Source organism: Variovorax paradoxus (assembly GCF_022009635.1).
Lineage (GTDB): Bacteria > Pseudomonadota > Gammaproteobacteria > Burkholderiales > Burkholderiaceae_C > Variovorax.
This window is the reverse complement of the sequence record NZ_CP091716.1, coordinates 7821146-7838345: the sequence shown is the minus strand read 5'-3', so window position 1 is coordinate 7838345 and position 17200 is coordinate 7821146. Positions and strand designations below refer to the sequence as shown.

18 protein-coding genes are annotated in these 17200 nt (G+C 66.9%); 7 read left to right on the top strand and 11 right to left on the bottom strand.

Annotation, left to right across the window (positions count from 1 at the left end; all coding sequences use genetic code 11):
- Positions 1–18: 18 nt before the first annotated feature.
- From L3V85_RS36570 to L3V85_RS36540, 7 genes are all read right to left on the bottom strand, one after another.
- Complete coding sequence (locus tag L3V85_RS36570) at positions 19–852, bottom strand: hypothetical protein (RefSeq protein ID WP_237677422.1); 834 nt, start codon at positions 850–852, stop codon at positions 19–21.
- A 37-nt stretch (positions 853–889) separates the two neighbouring features.
- Positions 890–1519 carry a flavin reductase family protein gene (locus tag L3V85_RS36565; protein ID WP_237677421.1) on the bottom strand — a complete coding sequence of 210 codons (630 nt, stop codon included), beginning with the start codon at positions 1517–1519 and terminating at the stop codon, positions 890–892.
- Between the two features lie 24 nt (positions 1520–1543).
- Positions 1544–1984: a nuclear transport factor 2 family protein gene (locus L3V85_RS36560; protein ID WP_237677420.1), complete on the bottom strand. Its 441-nt coding sequence runs from the start codon at positions 1982–1984 to the stop codon at positions 1544–1546.
- Positions 1985–2003: 19 nt separating this feature from the next.
- Positions 2004–2921 (bottom strand): amidohydrolase family protein, encoded by a 918-nt coding sequence (locus L3V85_RS36555; protein ID WP_237677419.1) that lies wholly within the window; start codon positions 2919–2921, stop codon positions 2004–2006.
- 19 nt (positions 2922–2940) lie between these two features.
- Positions 2941–3912, bottom strand: a complete 972-nt coding sequence (locus L3V85_RS36550; protein ID WP_237677418.1) for a Bug family tripartite tricarboxylate transporter substrate binding protein — start codon at positions 3910–3912, stop codon at positions 2941–2943.
- Positions 3909–5120, bottom strand: a complete 1212-nt coding sequence (locus L3V85_RS36545; protein WP_237677417.1) for a PLP-dependent aminotransferase family protein — start codon at positions 5118–5120, stop codon at positions 3909–3911. Before L3V85_RS36545 ends, L3V85_RS36550 begins: the two co-directional genes overlap by 4 nt.
- A gap of 201 nt (positions 5121–5321) precedes the next feature.
- Positions 5322–6056 (bottom strand): SDR family oxidoreductase, encoded by a 735-nt coding sequence (locus L3V85_RS36540; protein WP_237677416.1) that lies wholly within the window; start codon positions 6054–6056, stop codon positions 5322–5324.
- A 101-nt stretch (positions 6057–6157) separates the two neighbouring features.
- Here L3V85_RS36540 and L3V85_RS36535 point away from each other — a divergent pair, with 101 nt between their 5' ends.
- A complete protein-coding gene (locus L3V85_RS36535; protein WP_237677415.1) occupies positions 6158–7051 on the top strand; it encodes a LysR family transcriptional regulator in 894 nt (297 codons plus the stop codon).
- A gap of 140 nt (positions 7052–7191) precedes the next feature.
- Here the strand turns inward: L3V85_RS36535 and L3V85_RS36530 are convergent, their stop codons facing one another.
- Positions 7192–8061: a LysR family transcriptional regulator gene (locus L3V85_RS36530; protein WP_237677414.1), complete on the bottom strand. Its 870-nt coding sequence runs from the start codon at positions 8059–8061 to the stop codon at positions 7192–7194.
- A 104-nt stretch (positions 8062–8165) separates the two neighbouring features.
- Here L3V85_RS36530 and L3V85_RS36525 point away from each other — a divergent pair, with 104 nt between their 5' ends.
- The 4 genes from L3V85_RS36525 to L3V85_RS36510 are packed head-to-tail and all read left to right on the top strand — an operon-like array spanning position 8166 to position 11875.
- Entirely contained in the window at positions 8166–9290 is a 1125-nt protein-coding gene (locus L3V85_RS36525) for a mandelate racemase/muconate lactonizing enzyme family protein (RefSeq protein WP_237677413.1), read from the top strand.
- 38 nt (positions 9291–9328) lie between these two features.
- Positions 9329–10315, top strand: coding sequence for a Bug family tripartite tricarboxylate transporter substrate binding protein (locus L3V85_RS36520; RefSeq protein ID WP_237677412.1), 987 nt, complete (start codon positions 9329–9331; stop codon positions 10313–10315).
- An 18-nt stretch (positions 10316–10333) separates the two neighbouring features.
- Positions 10334–11119, top strand: a complete 786-nt coding sequence (locus L3V85_RS36515) for an SDR family oxidoreductase (protein ID WP_237677411.1) — start codon at positions 10334–10336, stop codon at positions 11117–11119.
- A 30-nt stretch (positions 11120–11149) separates the two neighbouring features.
- Entirely contained in the window at positions 11150–11875 is a 726-nt protein-coding gene (locus tag L3V85_RS36510; protein ID WP_237677410.1) for a ribonuclease activity regulator RraA, read from the top strand.
- Positions 11876–11938: 63 nt separating this feature from the next.
- Here L3V85_RS36510 and L3V85_RS36505 read toward each other — a convergent pair whose 3' ends face one another.
- Together L3V85_RS36505 and L3V85_RS36500 are read right to left on the bottom strand one after the other, a co-directional pair.
- On the bottom strand, positions 11939–12487 hold the full coding sequence (locus L3V85_RS36505; protein ID WP_237677409.1) for a hypothetical protein: 549 nt from the start codon (positions 12485–12487) through the stop codon (positions 11939–11941).
- 203 nt (positions 12488–12690) lie between these two features.
- Positions 12691–13854 (bottom strand): PDDEXK nuclease domain-containing protein, encoded by a 1164-nt coding sequence (locus L3V85_RS36500; RefSeq protein WP_237677408.1) that lies wholly within the window; start codon positions 13852–13854, stop codon positions 12691–12693.
- Between the two features lie 422 nt (positions 13855–14276).
- On the opposite strand from L3V85_RS36500, the gene L3V85_RS36495 reads away from it, so the two are divergent.
- Complete coding sequence (locus tag L3V85_RS36495) at positions 14277–14510, top strand: type II toxin-antitoxin system RelE/ParE family toxin (protein ID WP_237677407.1); 234 nt, start codon at positions 14277–14279, stop codon at positions 14508–14510.
- Between the two features lie 165 nt (positions 14511–14675).
- Here the strand turns inward: L3V85_RS36495 and L3V85_RS36490 are convergent, their stop codons facing one another.
- Positions 14676–15599: a LysR family transcriptional regulator gene (locus tag L3V85_RS36490; protein WP_237677406.1), complete on the bottom strand. Its 924-nt coding sequence runs from the start codon at positions 15597–15599 to the stop codon at positions 14676–14678.
- Positions 15600–15746: 147 nt separating this feature from the next.
- Here L3V85_RS36490 and L3V85_RS36485 point away from each other — a divergent pair, with 147 nt between their 5' ends.
- Positions 15747–17183, top strand: coding sequence for an aldehyde dehydrogenase family protein (locus tag L3V85_RS36485; protein ID WP_237677405.1), 1437 nt, complete (start codon positions 15747–15749; stop codon positions 17181–17183).
- Positions 17184–17200 lie beyond the last annotated feature (17 nt).

Genomic DNA, 17200 nt, shown 5'->3' with positions numbered 1-17200 from the left:
GGCCGCGCCTGTCGTGCTTCAGCCGGCCTTGCGGCGCTCGTAGTCGCCTGCGTTGGCCACCCAGCCCTTGTCGATGAAGTCGTGCCGCGGCGGCGAGAACACGTCGATCAGCAGATGGCGGCCCGGGCCCACGCCTTCGGTGGTGTGCACCAGCAGCACCGGCACCGTGATCATCGAGGGCGAAGGCGCGTGCAGGTGCTCGTCGTCGCGCCACTGGTCGGCGTTGCCGCCCCAGTTGACGCGCAGGTGGTGCACGAAGTCGCCCGCCATCGCCAGCGAGCCCTGCTCGAAGTCGGCGTGGTTGTGCGGGCTCAGTTGGGTGCGGTCGCGCGCCTCCTGGTATTCGACCCAGTTGATGCTCAGCGTATCGGTCTGGAACATCTTGAGCCGGGGCTTGTCGGCCGGGGGCTGGATCGCGTCGACTTCCATGACGCGGATCGCACCGGCGGATGCGCGGCGGTGGTAGTCGTCGCCGACCGGACGCACCCGGGCGTCGGGCACGGCGTAGTCGGTCTGGTTGCGCGCCACGCCGGGCGCCAGGTCGGGCCGCGAAGACGCGACCAGCGCGGCGCGGTCCGTGCCCTGGCCCGTACCCGCGAGGCGCACCGTGACGGCGCCGGCCGGCAGCACGCAGACGCTGCGCCCCGGCACTTCGCGCACCTCGGCACCGGCGTGCACGGTGGCGCCGCCGTCGGGCAGCAGCAGCAGCATCTCGTTCAGGCTGGTGGCTTCGACCGGGGCCGCGCCCTCGATCCATTGGACCCAGAAGTTCTGTCCGCGCGCGACCGAACCCGGCGCAAGCTCGTGGACCGAGGCGCGGCGTACGCCGGTTTCGGGTGTGGTGTTCGTCATCGTGTTCCTTTCATTGACTTGATTGCGGTGCGTGCCGTCAGTCGCGCCGCGGGCTCGGCCGCGAGAGTTCGACCAGCGGGCCGACCGACGCGTACTGGTTGCCGCCCAGCCGCGTGAGCGGCAGGGTGCGCGCCACGTCGAAACGGCCGTTCGGCTCGACGAAGGCCGGGTCCAGGTGGATACCGACCACCCGGCCGAACACCACGTTGCTGACCGTGTCGCCCGGCCCCTGCGGCTCGATCTCGACGATGCGCAGCAGCTTGCATTCCATGCTCGCCGGCGAGCGCGCCACGCGCGGCGGTCGCACCTTCTGGCTTTGCGCCTTCTCCAGGCCGGCGAGTTCGAACTCGTCGGTGCCGTAGGGCGCGTCGAGCGAGCTGATGTTCATGAGGTCGCGCAGCTCCCAGGTCACGAGGTTGGTGACGAACTCGCCGGTCGCGCGCACGTTCGTGATGGTGTCCTTCTCGTGCCGGTCGGCGGGCGCGTTGCAGGAGAACATCACCACCGGCGGCGCCGTGGAAACCAGGTTGAAGTGAGAGAACGGCGCCAGGTTGACCTGGCCTTCGGGGCTCATCGTGCTGATCCAGCCGATGGGCCGGGGCGCCACGATGGCGTTGAACAGGGTGCGCTTGAAACCGGGTGCGTTTTCGGGGTCGATGAAGAGCATGGGGACTTCTTTCGTTCGAGCGCTTCAGCCCGTGGTCGGCGTGTCGTCCCGGAACAGCGGACGCAGCGTGCGCAGCGCGTAGAGCCAGGCCCCGTCGGGCTGGCGCACGACCGTCTCGCGCACGTCGGCGATCATGATCGCGGGCCGGGAGGGCAGCACGCCTTCGCCGTCGGCAGCGTAGAGGCTCATCACGTAGTTGCAGTCCACGCGCTGCGGCGACACCGGCACCACGCGGAAGTTCTGCACCACGTGCAGCGACGTGCGCGCGCCGCGTGCCTGCCGCGCGTTGTAGAAGTCGGCAATGGCGGCGCGGCCGGTGCGCGACTTCTGGCTGGTGGTGAATACCGCGTCCTCGGTGTAGTAGGCGTGGGCGTCCTGGCCCCAATTGAAGTCGACCTCGTACCAGTAGTCGACGGCCAGTGCCTCGAGCGCCTGGCGAATCGCGAGTTTTTCGATGTGGTTCATGCGTGGCTTTCGTGCCGTTTCAGTCTTGCCAGTAAAGGCGCGTGGGGTTGTCCACCAGCAGCTTGTGGAGCACGGCGGGATCGTCTGAAAAAAGCGGCAGCAGGTCGACCAGCTTGCCGTCGTCGGGCATCTCGCGCACGCTGGGGTGCGGCCAGTCGGTGCCCCAGAGCACGCGGTCGGGGGCCGCCTGGATCAGCCGGCGCGCGAAGGGCACGGCGTCCTCGAAAGGCAGGCCCGGTCCCGAGGACAGCAGGTGCGAGGTACGCTCCGCGCCGCTCACCTTGACCCAGCAGCGTTCGTCCTTCATGAGTTCGAGCAGCGCGTCGAAAGGCTCTTGCCGCGGGCCGCTTTCGGCGAGCACGCGGCCCATGTGATCGATCACGTAGGGCAGCGGCAGCTCGTCGAGGAACTGGCGGTACACCGGCAGGTCCTGCGGGTCGAAGTGCAGCACCAGGTGCCAGCCCAGCGTCTTCACGCGATGGGCCAGGCTGCGGATGGCGTCGAGATCGGGCGCGCCGCCCAGCCGCCGCACGAAGTTGAAGCGCAGCGAACGCACGCCGCCCTCGTGCAGGGCTCGCAGCTCGGCGTCGGCAATGGATGCGGGCACCATCGCGACGCCGCGGTAGGTGTCGGGCGACTGTGCGATGGCGTCCAGCATCGCGCTGTTGTCGTGGCCGTGGATGCTGGCCTGCACCAGCACCACGCGCTCGATGCCGAGCAGCGCATGCAGCGCGCGCAATTGCGCCGCCGGCGCGTCCGTCGGTTCGTAGGTGCGTTTGGGCGAGTACGCAAAGCGCGCACCGGGCCCGAACACGTGGCAGTGCGCGTCGCAGGCGCCGGGCGGCAGCCGGTAGGCGGGCCGGCTGGGGTTCGGGTGCGGCGGGGGATTGACCCTGAGAGGAGCGGGCGTGCCGGTGGTTGTGCTGATGTCTGTCATGGTGTGGTGCGTTGTCTCTTCATTCGGCCTTGAAGCCGGAGCGTTTGATGGGGTCTTCCCAGCGCTTGTACTGGGAGGCTTGCGTGCTCGCGAGCAACTGCGGGCTGCCGTGGTCGGCCACCATCGCGAGGTTCAGGAGCTTGTCGCGCACGTCCTGCGATGCGAGCGCCTGCGCCACGGCCTTGTCGATGCGCTCGGTGGCGGCGGCCGGCATGTTCGCGGGCCCATAGAGGCCGAAGAAGTTGTCGACCACCACATCGATGCCCGATTCGCGCAGCGTCGGCACGTCGGGCAGGGCGGGCGTGCGCTGGGCGCCGGTCACGGCCAGAACGCGCAGCTTGCCGTTGCGGTGCATCTCCACCACTTCGGCCGGGCTGTCGATCATCAGCGGCACCTGTCCGCCAATCAGGTCCTGGATGGCCGGCGCGCCGCCCCGGTAGGGCACATGGAGCAGCGGAACGCCGGTCGCCTGCGCGATCACCAGCCCCGCGAAATGCGGCACCGAGCCCGCGCCGGACGTTGCATAGGAGGCCTTCGCGGGGTTGGCCTTCATCCACGCGAACATCGCCTTCACGTCGCCAGGCGGCACGGCCGGCCCGACGGACATGGCAAGGTCCAGCGTGGTCAGGCGCGAGACCGGCGTGAAGTCCTTGACCGGGTCGTAGCCCAGGCTGGCCGGGTAGAGCCACGGCAGGATGGTCAGCGCGCCGCCCGGCGCGATGGCCAGCGTGCGCCCGTCGGGCCGCGAACGCTTCAGCTCGCTCAGCGCAATGCGCCCGGCCGCGCCGGGCCGGTTGTCCACCAGCACATTGGTGTTCAGCGAAACCCGCAGCTTGTCCGCCAGCAGGCGCGCCACCGCGTCCACGCCGCCCCCGGGCGGAAAGCCCACCAGGATGCGCGTGGGTGTGGTGTCCTGCGCCCACACGGAAGGCACGGGCGAGGTCGCCGCCGCGAGCGCGAGCGACATGGAGAAGTGGCGGCGTTTCATCATGGGTGGTCTCCTTTTCTTGTTGTCGGCTGGTCGAGTGCCGTGTTCAGCGCCTGCGCCAGCAATTCGATGCCCCGATCGATCTGGGCGGGCGGCGCGGTCACGAAAGACAGGCGCAGCAGGTTGCGGCGCGATCGGTCCGCGAAGAACGCGAAGCCGGGCACGTACGCCACGCCAAGCTCCACGGCATGCGGCAGCAGCGCCATGGCATCGACGCCTTCGGGCACTTCGACCCAGAAGAACATGCCGCCGGCGGGAATGCGCCAGTGGCAGCCCGCGGGCAAGTGGCGCAGCAGCGCGGCCTGCATGGCATCGCGGTGGGCGCGATAGCGATCGCGGATCACGGGAACATGCGCGGCCAGAAACCCGTCGCGCACGATCTGGTGGACCACCTGCTGGTTGAAGATCGGCGTGTGCAGGTCTGCCGCCTGCTTGGCCTGAACCAGCTTGGGCATCAGCGAGGCAGGCGCCACCATGTAGCCCAGCCGCAGGCCCGGCGCGAGCACCTTCGAGAACGAGCCGAGGTAGACACTGCCCTCTTGCCAGTGCGAGGCCAGCGACGCAGGCGCGGGCGCGTCGAACCACAGGTCGCCATAGGGGTTGTCTTCGACCAGCGGCAGGCCCATGCGATGTGCCTGCTCGGCCAGTTGCACGCGCCGCGCGGCGCCGATGGTGCGACCGGTGGGATTCTGGAAATTCGGCACCACGTACAGAAAGCGTGCGCCGCCCGCTTGCGCCAGCGCATCGGGCAGCGGGCCTTCGTCGTCGTTGGCGATGCCGAGGTAGTCGGCCTCGTACGGGTTGAATGCCTGCAGCGCGCCCACGTAGGTCGGCGACTCGACCGCGACCACGCTGCCGGGATCGAGCAGCACCTTTCCGACGAGGTCCAGGCCCTGCTGCGAACCGCTGGTGATCAGCACGTCACCCGCACCGACGCGCAGGCCCTGCGACGCCAGATCCTGCGCCACCCAATCGCGCAACGGCGCAAAGCCCTCGGTCGACGCGTACTGCAATGCTTCACGCGGTGTCTGCCGCAGCACGTGCTGCGTCGCCTCGCGGACCGTATCCAGGGGGAATGCATCGGGCGACGGCAAACCACCCGCCAGGGAGATCACGCCCGGACGGGCGGCGAGATTGAGGATCTCGCGAATGATCGACGGCTGGATGCGCTGGGCACGTCGGGCCAGCTGGAACGGGGGCGAAGAACTCATGCGGCGATGGGTAGCGGTACGCGAAGAAAAGAAGCGTCCGATCCGTCACGACACATGCCAGGCCCTAGACAACTTCCACGAGAGCCGGCATCTTTTCATCGGCCCCCTGGCGCCGCAATCGGAAATTTCGAAGTTTTCACCAGCAGAAAAGTTCGCCGAAAACGGGATGACCCGGATACCGTGGTTTTCCTTGTCGGATGCTCAATGCGCGCTCGCCGTCGGCCGGATGACGATCTCGCTCGTGTCCACGTCTTCGGGCTGGGAGATCGCAAACTGGATCGCGCGGGCGATGGCTGCCGCACTGATCGCCACCTTGCGGAACTCCTTCATCTCGTCGCGTCCCTTCTCGTCGGAGATGGTGTCCGCCAACTCGGACTCGGTCACGCCGGGGCTGATCGTGGTGACGCGAATGTCGGAATGTTCCTGGCGCAAGCCTTCGGAGATCGCCCAGACCGCGTACTTGGTCGCGCAGTAGATCGCCGCGGTCGGAGACACTGCATGCGCCCCGATGGACGCGACGTTCACCACCTGGCCGAAGCCCTGCGCCTGCATCGTCGGCAGCACCGCGGCAATGCCGTGCAGCACGCCGCGGATGTTCACGTCGATCATCCGGTCCCACTCGTCGACCTTCAGCGAGGCGAGCGGGGACAGGGGCATGACGCCGGCGTTGTTGACGATGACATCGATGCGGCCAAAGCGCGCGATCGCGTGGGCCGCGAAGGCTTCGACGTCTTCACGGGAGGTCACGTCCAATGCGCGGGCCTGCGCGGTGCCGCCGTCGGCGACGATGTCCGCGACGATGCGCTCCAGCCGATCCGTCCGGCGCGCGCCGAGCAACACCGTGGCGCCGCTGGCTGCGAGCAATCGCGCCGTGGCTTCGCCGATGCCGCTGCTGGCGCCGGTGATGAGGACGATCTTGGAAGTTGTTTCGTTCATGATCTGGATCTCTTTGTGGATGGGGAACCCAAACTCTAGGGACGCAGCGCGGTCGCGAGAACTCCCCGGTCGCTGACCGGACTGGTTAGCATCGCTTACCAATGGACGCCGATTTCAATCTGTTGCGCTTTTTCCTCGCGGTCGCGAAAGAACAGAATTTCCGCGCCGCGGCCGACCATCTGGGTGTCACGCGTTCGGCGGTCAGCCAGGGGATCCGGCGGCTGGAAGACAGCCTGGGCATCGCGCTGGTGCAACGCTCCACGCGCAACGTGCGCCTGACCGAGGCCGGCGAACTGCTGCATCGACAGATTGCCGGGCCGCTGTGCGCGGTCGGTGCTGCGCTGGAAGAAGCCGCGGTCGAAGGTCCCGCGCGCGGGCTGTTGCGGGTGGCGGTCACCTCGATCGCGGAACGGTTCCTTTCCGGCCCGCTGATCAGTTCATTCGCCGAGGCACATCCCGGCGTCACGCTGGATGTGACGGTGACCGACGACGAATCGGACATCGTCGGCGCGGGCTTCGATGCCGGCGTGCGGCTGGGGGAGGTCATCGAGCAGGACATGGTGGCCGTGCCGCTCACCGGAGCGCAACGCCAGATGGTGGTCGCAACCCCGGCTTACCTGTCGAGGCACGGCACGCCGCTACATCCCCGCGACCTGCTCGCGCATTGCTGCATCGGCTGGCGCCCCGCTCCCGGCGTGGCGCCGTATCGCTGGGAGTTTCGCGAGGATGGCCGCGACTTCGACCTGACGGTGGAGCCGAGGATCACCACCAACGACATGCTGCTGATGATCCGCACCGCGCTCGCTGGCACCGGCATCACGATCGGCATGGAAGAGACCTTCAGGCCGTATATCGAGCGCGGCGAACTGGTGTCGGTGCTGGACGACTTCCTGCCGAGCTTTCCCGGGTTCTTCCTGTACTTTCCCAGCCGCCGCAATCAGCCCCGCAAGCTGCGCGCGCTGGTCGAGCATGTCCGGGCTTTTGCATCTCCCTGAGCATTGCCCGGGAAGCCTGTGCTTCCTGGCATGCCGATGAACGGCTTCAACCAGCAGTTCACAACCTGCGATCCGGCAAACGACGTGAGCAACGTGAATCCATTCCTGTCGATCGGCGTGGGAGCCGAATTCGAAGGGATTCAGGCGGGCTCTCGCATCAACTGCGCGAGTGCATCCGCCAGCGGCGCCCGGGCCGCGCCGCGCAGCGACAGCAGGCCGACGGTGCGCGCCGGGCATGGCGCCGGCAGCGGCCAGCGTTTCAGGCCGGGGTGGGGCGCTCCCACCGTGGCCCAGTCGGGCAGGACCGAAACCCCCAGGCCCTCGGCCACCAGCTTGGCGATGTATTCGATGCCGTCGAGCTCGAACTGCACGCGCGGGCGCACGCCGTGCTGGCGCAGGTACTCGTCGGCCAGCTTGCCGGCCACCACGCTACGGTCGTAGCGGATGAAGGGCTCGCGTGCCGCGGTGACCAGCGGGTCGCGCACGCGCAGTTTCGCGGGCGCCAGCAGGATCAGCGGCTCGCTGCGCAGCGGGATCCAGTGGCAGGTCTTGGGCAGCGCGAATGTCGGGTGCACCAGCAGCGCCGCATCCAGTTCGCCCGCCAGCACTTTGGTCAGCAACGCGGCAGAGGTGCCGGGTTCGATGCGGATCTCGATGTCCTCGTGAACCTGCCGCCAGCGAAGCAGGGCCGGGGTCAGCATGCCCATCAACGCGGTCGGTGTGGCACCCAGGTGCAGCGGGCCGGCGGGCAGTGCGTGCTCGGAAGCTTCGGAACGCAGGTCGCGCACTTCGCGCAGCAGAGTACGTGCGCGCGCGAGGATGCGGTTGCCGGCCACGGTAGGCTGCACTGTGCGGCCTGCGCGGCGCAGCAACTGACTGCCTATGTCGGTTTCCAGCGCGCGGATCTGCTGCGCAACCGTGGTGGGGGCGAGGTCGAGCCGGCGTGCAGCTTCCGCGAGGGAGCCGGCCTCGGCGACGGCCACGAAGGTTTCGAGAAAGCTGGTGTCCATGACCACGTATTTTGCGTTGTTTGAACATTGATTTCAGCGCTTTTTCTCATGCTCGGGCGAGCGCAGACTGGCGCTGTCATCACTACCCCCTTCCGGAGAATCCCGTGCCCGTCATTCAATCCATCGACGTCTGCGTCGCCCGCGTCCCGCTCGACCGCGTCACTTCTTTTTCCAATCGAACTGTCCACGAGCGGCACTACGGTCTGGTGAAGGTGCGCTCTGCCGATGGCGTCGAAGGCATCGGCTTCTGCTATGTCGGCAGCGCGGCGGGCGAACTGTTCCGCGTCGCAGTGGAACAGCTGCTGGCGCCGGTGCTACTGGGCCAGGACTCGCTGGCCGTCGAAGGACTGTGGCAGCGCATGTACCAGGAGTCGCTGCTGCAGGGCCGCATGGGCACCGTGATGCGCGCGCTCAGCGCACTGGACATCGCGTTGTGGGACCTCAACGCGCGCACCGTGGGCCTGCCCCTGCACAAGTACCTGGGCGCGGTCGAGCTTGACACCGTGCCGGCCTACGCCAGCGGCGGCTACTACCTCGACGGCAAGACCGCGGAGATGGTCGGCGAGGAAATGGCCAGCTACGTCGCACTGGGGTTCAACGCGGTGAAGATGAAGACCGGCCGCTGGGACCCGAAGGGCGAGGAGTCGCGGGTGCGCGCCGCGCGCGAGGCCATTGGTCCCGACGTGCAGCTCATGCTCGATTGCAACAACGGCTGGGTCGACACGGTGCAGGCGATGGAGTACATGCGTCGCATCGAGCCTTACCACCCGTATTTCATCGAGGAGCCTTTCGGCCCCGACGACATCGAGAGCCATGCACGGCTGGCGAAGCTCACATGCGTTCCGGTGGCCACTGCCGAGATCGGCTATGGGCGCTGGTACCACAAACAGCTGCTGGACATGGCCGGCGCCGCGATCCTGCAGACCGACGCCGCGGTGTGCGGCGGCATCACCGAATGGCGGCGCATCGCGGCCATGGCCGCGGGCTACGGCGTGCAGATGTGCCCGCACTGGTTCCACGACCTGCATGCGCCGCTGGTGGCAGCGACGCCGAATGCGCGCTACGTCGAGTTCTTCTGGGACGACCAAGTGTTGAACTTTCGCCGCCTGGTGGACCGTCAGTTGTCGCACCAGCGCGGCCGCGTCGTGCTGCACCAGACGCCGGGCCTGGGCTTCGAGTTCAGTGCGAAGGAAGTCGAAAAGTACGGCCGCTGGAGCCGCTGCGCCTGAAGGCAGGCATTCCATAAATACAACAGGAGACAAACATCATGAGACGTCGTCAACTCATTGGCTGGCTGGGTGCCGCGGCGACGCTGCCAGCGCTGCAGGCCACCAGCCATGAGGCGGAGGCCACGCTTGCGCGCGGTCCGGTGCGCATCGTCGTCGGCTTCCCGCCCGGCGGCGGCACCGACATCCTCGCGCGCATCCTGGCCGTGAAGCTGGGCGTGCTGTGGGGCGTGCCGGTGGTGGTGGAGAACAAGGCCGGGGCTGCCGGCATGATTGCCGCGGCCGATGTCGCAAAAGCGGCGCCCGACGGCAACACGCTGTTGATGGGGCACATCAACGCGTTGGGCATCGCGCCGAGTCTTTACCCGCGGATGGCTTACTCGGCCGAGCGCGACTTCGCGCCCATCGCGCTGGTCGGCAAGACACCGCAGGTGCTGATCGCATCACGCGACTCGCCCACGTCGACGCTTTCGGCCCTGATCGCGACGTGCCGTACGTACCCTGGACTGGTGAGCTTCGGCTCTGCCGGGGCGGGCTCGGCGCAGCACTTGGCGCTGGCGCTGTTCGAGCAACGTGCCGGTGTGCAGGTGCTGCATGTGCCGTACAAGGGGTCGGCCCCCATGGTCACCGACCTGCTGGGCGGGCACGTGAAGTTCGCCTTCGAGGGCATGACGACTGCGATGGGCTTGCTGAAAGACCGCAAGGCGGTGGCGCTGGCCCAGACGGGGGTGCGGCGCGCGAGTGCCTTGCCGCAGGTGCCGACGTTGGCCGAGTCGGGCTACCCCGGGTTCGAGGCCAGCATCTGGTTCGGCCTTGTCGGCCCCGCCGCGCTGCCGGCCGCGCTGGTCTCCCGCTTCAATGCCGACGTCAACAAGGTGCTGGCGCAGCCCGAAGTTGCCGCGCGACTGGCGGAGTTCGGCGCCGAGGACGGCGGCGGCACGCCAGAGGCCTTCGGCGGCTACATCCGCACAGAGCAGCGCAAGTGGGCGCAGCTCATCCGTGACCGAAAGATCACGGCCGATTCCTGACAGAGGGACAGACGGAACATGGACTTGCAATTGAAAGACCGCACGGCCCTGATCATGGGTGGCGGCGGAGGGCTGGGCGGCGCGATCGCCCAGGCGCTGGCGGCCGAGGGCGCGCGGGTGGTGGTGGCCGACGTGGACATCGAGGCTGCGAACGCCGCCGCGGCACGCATCGCGGCCGAAGGCAGGCGCGCCATCGCGCTGCAGTGGGACCTGGCCGATCTCGAAGGCATCGACAGCCGCGTCTCATCCATCGAACACGCGTTCGGGCCGGTTGAAGTGTTGGTCAACAACACCGGTGGTCCGCCGCCGACCACGGCACACGGCCAGCCGCCGGACCTGTGGCGCCGCCATTTCGAGGCGATGGTGCTGGCGGTGATCGCCACCACCGACCGCGTGTTGCCCGGCATGCGTGCGCGTCGCTTCGGCCGGGTGATCACCAGCGCCTCCTCGGGGGTGGTGGCACCGATCCCGAACCTGGGCCTGTCCAACGCGCTGCGCCTGTCGCTGCTGGGCTGGTCGAAGACGCTGGCGCTCGAGGTTGGTCGCGACGGCGTAACCTGCAATGTGGTGCTGCCAGGGCGCATCGCCACGCGGCGCATCCACTTTCTCGACGCGCAGAAAGCCGGGCGTGAGGGCCGCAGCGTCGAGGCGGTGGCGGCCGAGAGCACCCGCGCGATTCCGCTCGGCCGCTACGGCGAGCCGCAGGAGTACGCCGATGCGGTCGCCTTTCTCGCGAGCCCGCGCGCGGGCTACATCACCGGTTCGACCTTGCGTATCGACGGCGGGCTGATCGCCAGCGTCTGAAGTTTGAATCCTGTCCAAGAAAGTTTTGTTATGACTGCCATTGAATCTCTCCCGCTCGATCCCGCCGTCGTCGACGCGCTGGCCGGCGTTTCCACCGCCACGCTCACCACCGTGCTGCTCAAGCACGGCTTGCGCAATGTGTGGATGCGCGGCACGCGGCCACTCGTGCCGGGTCAGCCGCGCCGTGTCGGCCGCGCCTTCACGCTGCGCTTCGTGCCGGCGCGCGAAGACCTGGCCACGCCCGCAGCCTGGGCTTCTCCGATCTCCACCCGTGCCGCGATCGAAGTCATGCCGGCGGGCTGCGTCGCGGTGGTCGGCGCGATGGGTGTCACCGACGCCGGAATCTACGGCGATATCCTTTGCGCGCGCATGCACAAGCGTGGTGTGGCCGGCCTGGTCACAGACGGCGTGGTGCGCGACCTCGCGGGCGTGCTGGCCACCGGCCTGCCGGTCTGGTGCCGCGGCGCGGCGGCGCCGCCGTCGGTGGCAGGGCTGACCTTCGTGGGCTGGCAGGAGCCCATCGACTGCGGCGGCGTGGCCGTCTTCCCCAACGACGTGGTGGTGACCGACGACGATGGCGCTGTGCTGATCCCGGCCGCGATGCTAGATGCGGTGGTGGAGGCCGCGCAGTCACAGGAGCGCCTGGAAACCTGGATCATGGGCGAGGTCGAGGCCGGCGCCGCACTGCCGGGGCTGTATCCGCCCAATGAGCAGAACCAGGCGCGATTTGCGTCATGGGTTGCGGCGCGCGGCTAGAGATGCTCAAGCGGGTCGAATTCACACGGAGCACGGCGAGCTTTGCTTGACGTCACCTGATGTCTACGTAGTCAGAGCCATCTTCTCGATGGCTTCGAGTGCGATGAAGGCCGGATAGGCCTGCAGCGTTTGAAACCGGGCACGGTAATAGCAGTCCCAGTAGCTCGTCACCCGCTGCCTTGTGATGGCCATGAAATTGGGATTCTCCCGCGCAAATGCGGAGAACTGTGCGGTGTCGACCTCAGGAAGAGCCGCGGAAATCACTTCCGCGATCTCGACGACATACTCGCCAAGAAGCTGAACAACGAACGGAACAACCCATGTTCGGTCGGTCCCGATAAGCTGCCGCAGGCATTCCTCGCGGACGTAACCATCCCAATGCCTGGTCCCAATGCACAGCGCGAGTATTCGGGTATCACCGCTAGCGTCTGCGATCACCGACCGAAGGTTGTGCGATGCGCAGTAAATACGGTAGGGAATGGACAGCTGCTCGCCTTGAAAAAGGACAGTGAATCCATCCTTTGCACAGGCAAGCTCCGCAAAGGGAAGTGCTCGCAACAGTGCTGAAACGGCGGGCCGCAGCAGGACGGGGAACTTGGGGCGGTATGTCATGGGCGCATGCTGATGTGAGCTTCGTCAATCGCTGACGATCGCGCCTGGCCGCCGATCACGCTACGCAGGGTCTGATGCTACGGCAAGAGCCCTGGCGAATGATCGTCTTGGGCAAGCTTCCGCGGCTCGAGCGCACGAGGTCGCAATCCTTGCGGCCCCGGAGCCAGCTTCACATGGCACCTCGCGTGTCTTCTTCGGGTGAACTACTTGGAGGTCCGCTCCCGCGGAGCCAACCCCGGATAGCTGGCCCGCACCACCTCCTGCAGTTGGCGCGGCGAAGGCAGCTTGCCCTTCATCTCCGCCGGCAGCCGGCCCTGGAGGTGGTACTCGGCAACGCCGATCGGGTTCGACTTGCTCTTGAGCGCGAACTCCACCTCGAGGTTGTCTTTCTCCGCGCACAGGATGATCCCGATGGACGGCGCATCGTCCGGCGCGCGCTCCTTCTCGTTGAGGAGGTTGAGATAGAAGTCCATCTTGCCGGCGAACTCCGGCTCGAAGGCGCCGATCTTCAGTTCGATGGCCACCAGCGCCTTGAGGAAGCGGTGATAGAAAAGCAGGTCGATGAAGTATTCCTTGCGCCCGAGCGTGAGCCGGTACTGGCGCCCGACGAAGCAGAAGCCGTAGCCCAGTTCGAGGATGAAGTCCCTTAGCCTGTCGGTCAGGTGGTCCTCCAGCTCGCGCTCCTTGATCTCGCGCCGGATGCCGAGAAATTCCAGGTTGTAGCTGCTCTTGAGCGCCTCCTCGGCCTGCTCGGCGAGGTGCTCTGGCAACGCCAGCGCGAAGTTGTGCGCCTTGCCCTCGGCCAGCGAGCGCTCGTAGGCCTGCGCCTTGATCTGGTTGAGCAGCACGTTGCGGCTCCAGCCGAAGCGCGCGGTGGCCTTCAGGTAGAACAGCCGCTGGCCGGCGTCGTCGAGCTTGGACAGCAGGTTGACGTGATGGCCCCAAGGCACGGCCTCCACCATGTCTCGCACAGCCTGTGCGAGTTGTCGGTCGTTGGCCACCGCGAGCGCCTTGGACGTCCGAGGGCGCTTGGCATCGCGCTCGTTTTCTCGCACAAGCTGTGCGAGAAACTCCGGCGCGGTGTAGATCTCGTTGAACTGGCGCATGCGCCAGAGGCTCGCCGCCGAAAAGCCGGCCGTCCCGGGAAAGAAGGTCTTGAGATCGCGCGCCAGCCGGTCGACCACCGCATCACCCCATCCGCGCCGCGCCTGTTGCTCGCGAATGGCCTGTCCGATGTCCCAGTACAGGGCCACCAGTTCCCGGTTGACCGCCCGAGCGGCCGACAGCCGCGCGCCATCGATGCGGTGTTTCAGGTCCTCGACGAAGCGGGCGTAGTCGAACAGGGTGGGAGTAGTGGCGGTGGGCACCCGGTGAATATAGTGCCCCCCGCTCGGCGGATGCGAGCCTGCGGAATCAAGACCGTCCGACTGGCTGGCACCTCCAAAAGCGGCTAGAGTATTACCTATGACTACTGGTGCTTCCGCACGCTCTGCCTCGTCATCTGGTAGCCCCACACCGGTCAAGCTCGACCCTCAATTGAAAGTGCGCCTCAAGCGTCTGGCGGAGATACGCCATCGTGCGCCGCACTGGCTCTGCGCGAGGCCATCGCTCAGTACGTGGACCGCGAGGAAAAGCGCCAAAGCATGCGTGAAGATGCAATCAAAGCCTGGGAGGCATATGAAGCCACGGGCTTGCATGTGACTGGGGATGAGGCCGATGCCTGGCTGGCCAAATTGGAGGCTGGCGAAGAAGTCGATCCTCCGGCTGCCCACTCCTGAGGCGCCCGTGAATGGGGCGATTGATCTGGGCGCCAAGCGCGCTGAGCGACGTACAGCGGCTGTGCCGTTTCTTGGCACCCAAGAGCCCGGATGCTGCTCGGCGTGCCATCAAGGCCATACGTTCGGGAGTCAAGGTGCTGACCCTGCAGCCCGGAGTAGGCCGGCCTGTTGAAGAGATGGCGTTTCCCTACCGCGAGTGGATGATCAATTTCGGAAGCGGCGGTTATGTCGCCTTGTATCGGTAGGACGAGGAACTCCACACGGTGACCATATTATCGGTGCGGCACCAGCGCGAAGCTGGATACTAATTCTTGCCACCACGCATGCCCGGCGCAGCCAGAGCATGCTTGCCCCGCTGACAGTTCCCTTGCTGGCGACAGACATGGCAGTCGCAGCGCACATGTGGTCTTTTACTGGCGCTGGTGCACTTCTTCATCCATGGCCAGGCGCAGCTCATGGATCAGGTCGATGAGCGCCCGCAGTCTTGCAGGCACGAAGCGGTGGCCCGGGTAGTAGAGCCTCAGGCCACCGAACGGCGGGCACCACGGAACCAGCAGGGGCTTCAGCGTGCCGGACGCGAGTTCTTCCTCGATGAACCATTCGGAGATGAAGCCGATGCCCAGGCCGAGCAGCACTGCCTGCTTGATGGCCGGCATCTCGTTGAGCGCCAGGCGCACGGGCAGGTCCATCTGCAGCTTCTGGCCGTTTCTCGCCAGCTCCCAGTGATAGATGCCGCCGTGCGACATGCGCATGCCGATGCTTTGGTGCTTGAGCAGGTCGCGCGGATGTCTGGGCGTTCCGTGGCGCGCCAGGTACGCCGGCGTTGCCACCACGAGCATGCGGATGTCGCGCGAGAGCGGCACCGCAATCATGTCCTGCGGCACGGATTCGGCCAGGCGGATGCCCGCATCGAAGCCACCGGCCACGATGTCGACCATGCGCGACTCGCTCACGATGTCGATTCGCACCTGCGGATGGCGCTGCGCGTACGTGCTGAAGAGAGGCTCCAGCAGCAGAAAAGCCGCCCCCTGCGGCGCATTGATCCGCAGCGTGCCGCTGGGCACGCCCGAGCCGGTGCCGGCCTCTTCGCCCGCGCTGCGGATTTCGGCAAGCGCCGGCGCGATGCGCTCCACATAGCGCTGGCCGGCATCGGTGAGCGCCACGCTGCGTGTCGAGCGATTGAACAGGCGCACCTTCAGCCGCGCTTCCAGCCCTGCCACGGCGCTGCTTACTGCCGTGGTCGACATGCCGAGCTCCAGCGCCGCGGCGCGAAAGCTGTTGCGGCGTGCCACGGCCAGCACCACTTCGAGCTCGGTCATACCTGTGCGATGCATGAATTGTCCTGATTATCGGGATGTGCCATCCATAAAAAGGCGGCTTATCAGAACAATAAACCATTCCTAGACTTCCATTGCATCGCGATTCGAGCCCTTGTTCCCTCCCTGGCGCCGAAGGCCGCGAGTCACCTTCAAGGAGTCACCATGGACCGCATTGAACGCATCTACATCAACGGCGAATTCGTCGCACCGCACGGCCAGGAATGGTTCGATCTTCACAACCCGAGCACCGAGGAAGTCATCGGCCAGGTGCTGCTTGGCGACGCGCATGATGCAAGGCGCGCAATCGCGGCTGCCAAGGCAGCGTTTCCCGCCTGGTCGCGCACCACGCGCGAGGAACGCGTGGCGGCGCTGAAACGCATGCACCGGGCTGTCGTCGCACGCGAAGACCGGTTGATGGAGGTCATCCTGGAGGAGTACGGCGCGCCTTCGGTGCGCGGGCGCTGGATGGCGACCTATCCGGCTGCCGTCATCGAGCAGGCCATCGAAGTGCTGGAATCCTTCGCGTTCGAGGAGCAGGCGGGCACTGCGCGCGTGATCCAGACGCCGGTGGGCGTGGCCGGCCTGATCACTCCCTGGAACAGCAATGCGGGCTTCATCTGCAACAAGCTCGCCACGGCACTGGCGGCAGGCTGCACCGTCGTCATCAAGCCCAGCGAGATGAGCGCGCTGCAGACGCAGGTCATCGCCGAGGCGCTGCACGACGCCGCCCTGCCTCCCGGCGTGTTCAACATCGTCAATGGCCGGGGCGATGTCGTCGGCGAGGAAATCGCCCGACATCCCGACATCGCCAAGATATCGTTCACCGGATCGTCCGCCGTCGGCGAGCATCTGGTGACCGCCGGCGCGGCCACGATGAAGCGCGTGACGCTGGAGCTGGGCGGCAAGTCGCCCACGGTGGTGCTGGAGGACGCGGACTTCGCAGGCGTCATGCCCCTGGTGCTCCAGGCCGGCTTCGCCAACAGTGGACAGGCCTGCATCGCGGGCACGCGCATCCTGGTGCCGCGGGCGCGGCTGATCGAGTTCGAGCAGGCGGCGAGGGAAGCGGTGTCGCACGTCAAGTCGGGCGACCCGAGCGAAGCCGACACCGACATCGGTCCCATGGTGAGCGCGAAGCAATGGGAGCGCGTGCAGAGCTACATCCGCCTTGGCCAAGCCGAGGGCGCAAAGCTGCTCGCTGGCGGTGAAGGGCGGCCCGAGGGATTGGACAGGGGGTGGTTCGTGAAACCGACGATCTTCACCGGCGCGACCAACCAGATGCGCATTGCGCGCGAGGAAATCTTCGGTCCCGTGCTGACTGTGATCCCCTATGAAGACGAGGCCGACGCCATCGCCATCGCCAACGACACGCGCTACGGACTGAGCGCCCTCGTGCTCGGCAAGGACTCCGTGCGCTGCGAACGGGTGGCACGGCAGATCGATTCGGGCCGGGTCCTCGTCAACACGCTGTCCCATGAGCCGCGCGCGCCGTTCGGCGGCTTCAAGCACTCGGGGCTCGGGCGCGAGATGGGGCGGTGGGGAATGAACGCCTATCTGGAGCCCAAGACCCTGCTGATGGAATCAGGGGCGTCCCGGCGTTGACCTTCGCTGGGTCTGCG

Coding starts and splice junctions, on each gene's coding strand:
- L3V85_RS36530 (WP_237677414.1), bottom strand. CDS start 8,061: ATGGACACCAGCTTTCTCGAAACCTTCGTGGCCGTCGCCGAGGCCGGC.
- L3V85_RS36485 (WP_237677405.1), top strand. CDS start 15,747: ATGGACCGCATTGAACGCATCTACATCAACGGCGAATTCGTCGCACCG.
- L3V85_RS36555 (WP_237677419.1), bottom strand. CDS start 2,921: ATGACAGACATCAGCACAACCACCGGCACGCCCGCTCCTCTCAGGGTC.
- L3V85_RS36510 (WP_237677410.1), top strand. CDS start 11,150: ATGACTGCCATTGAATCTCTCCCGCTCGATCCCGCCGTCGTCGACGCG.
- L3V85_RS36490 (WP_237677406.1), bottom strand. CDS start 15,599: ATGCATCGCACAGGTATGACCGAGCTCGAAGTGGTGCTGGCCGTGGCA.
- L3V85_RS36535 (WP_237677415.1), top strand. CDS start 6,158: ATGGACGCCGATTTCAATCTGTTGCGCTTTTTCCTCGCGGTCGCGAAA.
- L3V85_RS36560 (WP_237677420.1), bottom strand. CDS start 1,984: ATGAACCACATCGAAAAACTCGCGATTCGCCAGGCGCTCGAGGCACTG.
- L3V85_RS36505 (WP_237677409.1), bottom strand. CDS start 12,487: ATGACATACCGCCCCAAGTTCCCCGTCCTGCTGCGGCCCGCCGTTTCA.
- L3V85_RS36495 (WP_237677407.1), top strand. CDS start 14,277: ATGGGGCGATTGATCTGGGCGCCAAGCGCGCTGAGCGACGTACAGCGG.
- L3V85_RS36540 (WP_237677416.1), bottom strand. CDS start 6,056: ATGAACGAAACAACTTCCAAGATCGTCCTCATCACCGGCGCCAGCAGC.
- L3V85_RS36520 (WP_237677412.1), top strand. CDS start 9,329: ATGAGACGTCGTCAACTCATTGGCTGGCTGGGTGCCGCGGCGACGCTG.
- L3V85_RS36565 (WP_237677421.1), bottom strand. CDS start 1,519: ATGCTCTTCATCGACCCCGAAAACGCACCCGGTTTCAAGCGCACCCTG.
- L3V85_RS36515 (WP_237677411.1), top strand. CDS start 10,334: ATGGACTTGCAATTGAAAGACCGCACGGCCCTGATCATGGGTGGCGGC.
- L3V85_RS36570 (WP_237677422.1), bottom strand. CDS start 852: ATGACGAACACCACACCCGAAACCGGCGTACGCCGCGCCTCGGTCCAC.
- L3V85_RS36545 (WP_237677417.1), bottom strand. CDS start 5,120: ATGAGTTCTTCGCCCCCGTTCCAGCTGGCCCGACGTGCCCAGCGCATC.
- L3V85_RS36550 (WP_237677418.1), bottom strand. CDS start 3,912: ATGATGAAACGCCGCCACTTCTCCATGTCGCTCGCGCTCGCGGCGGCG.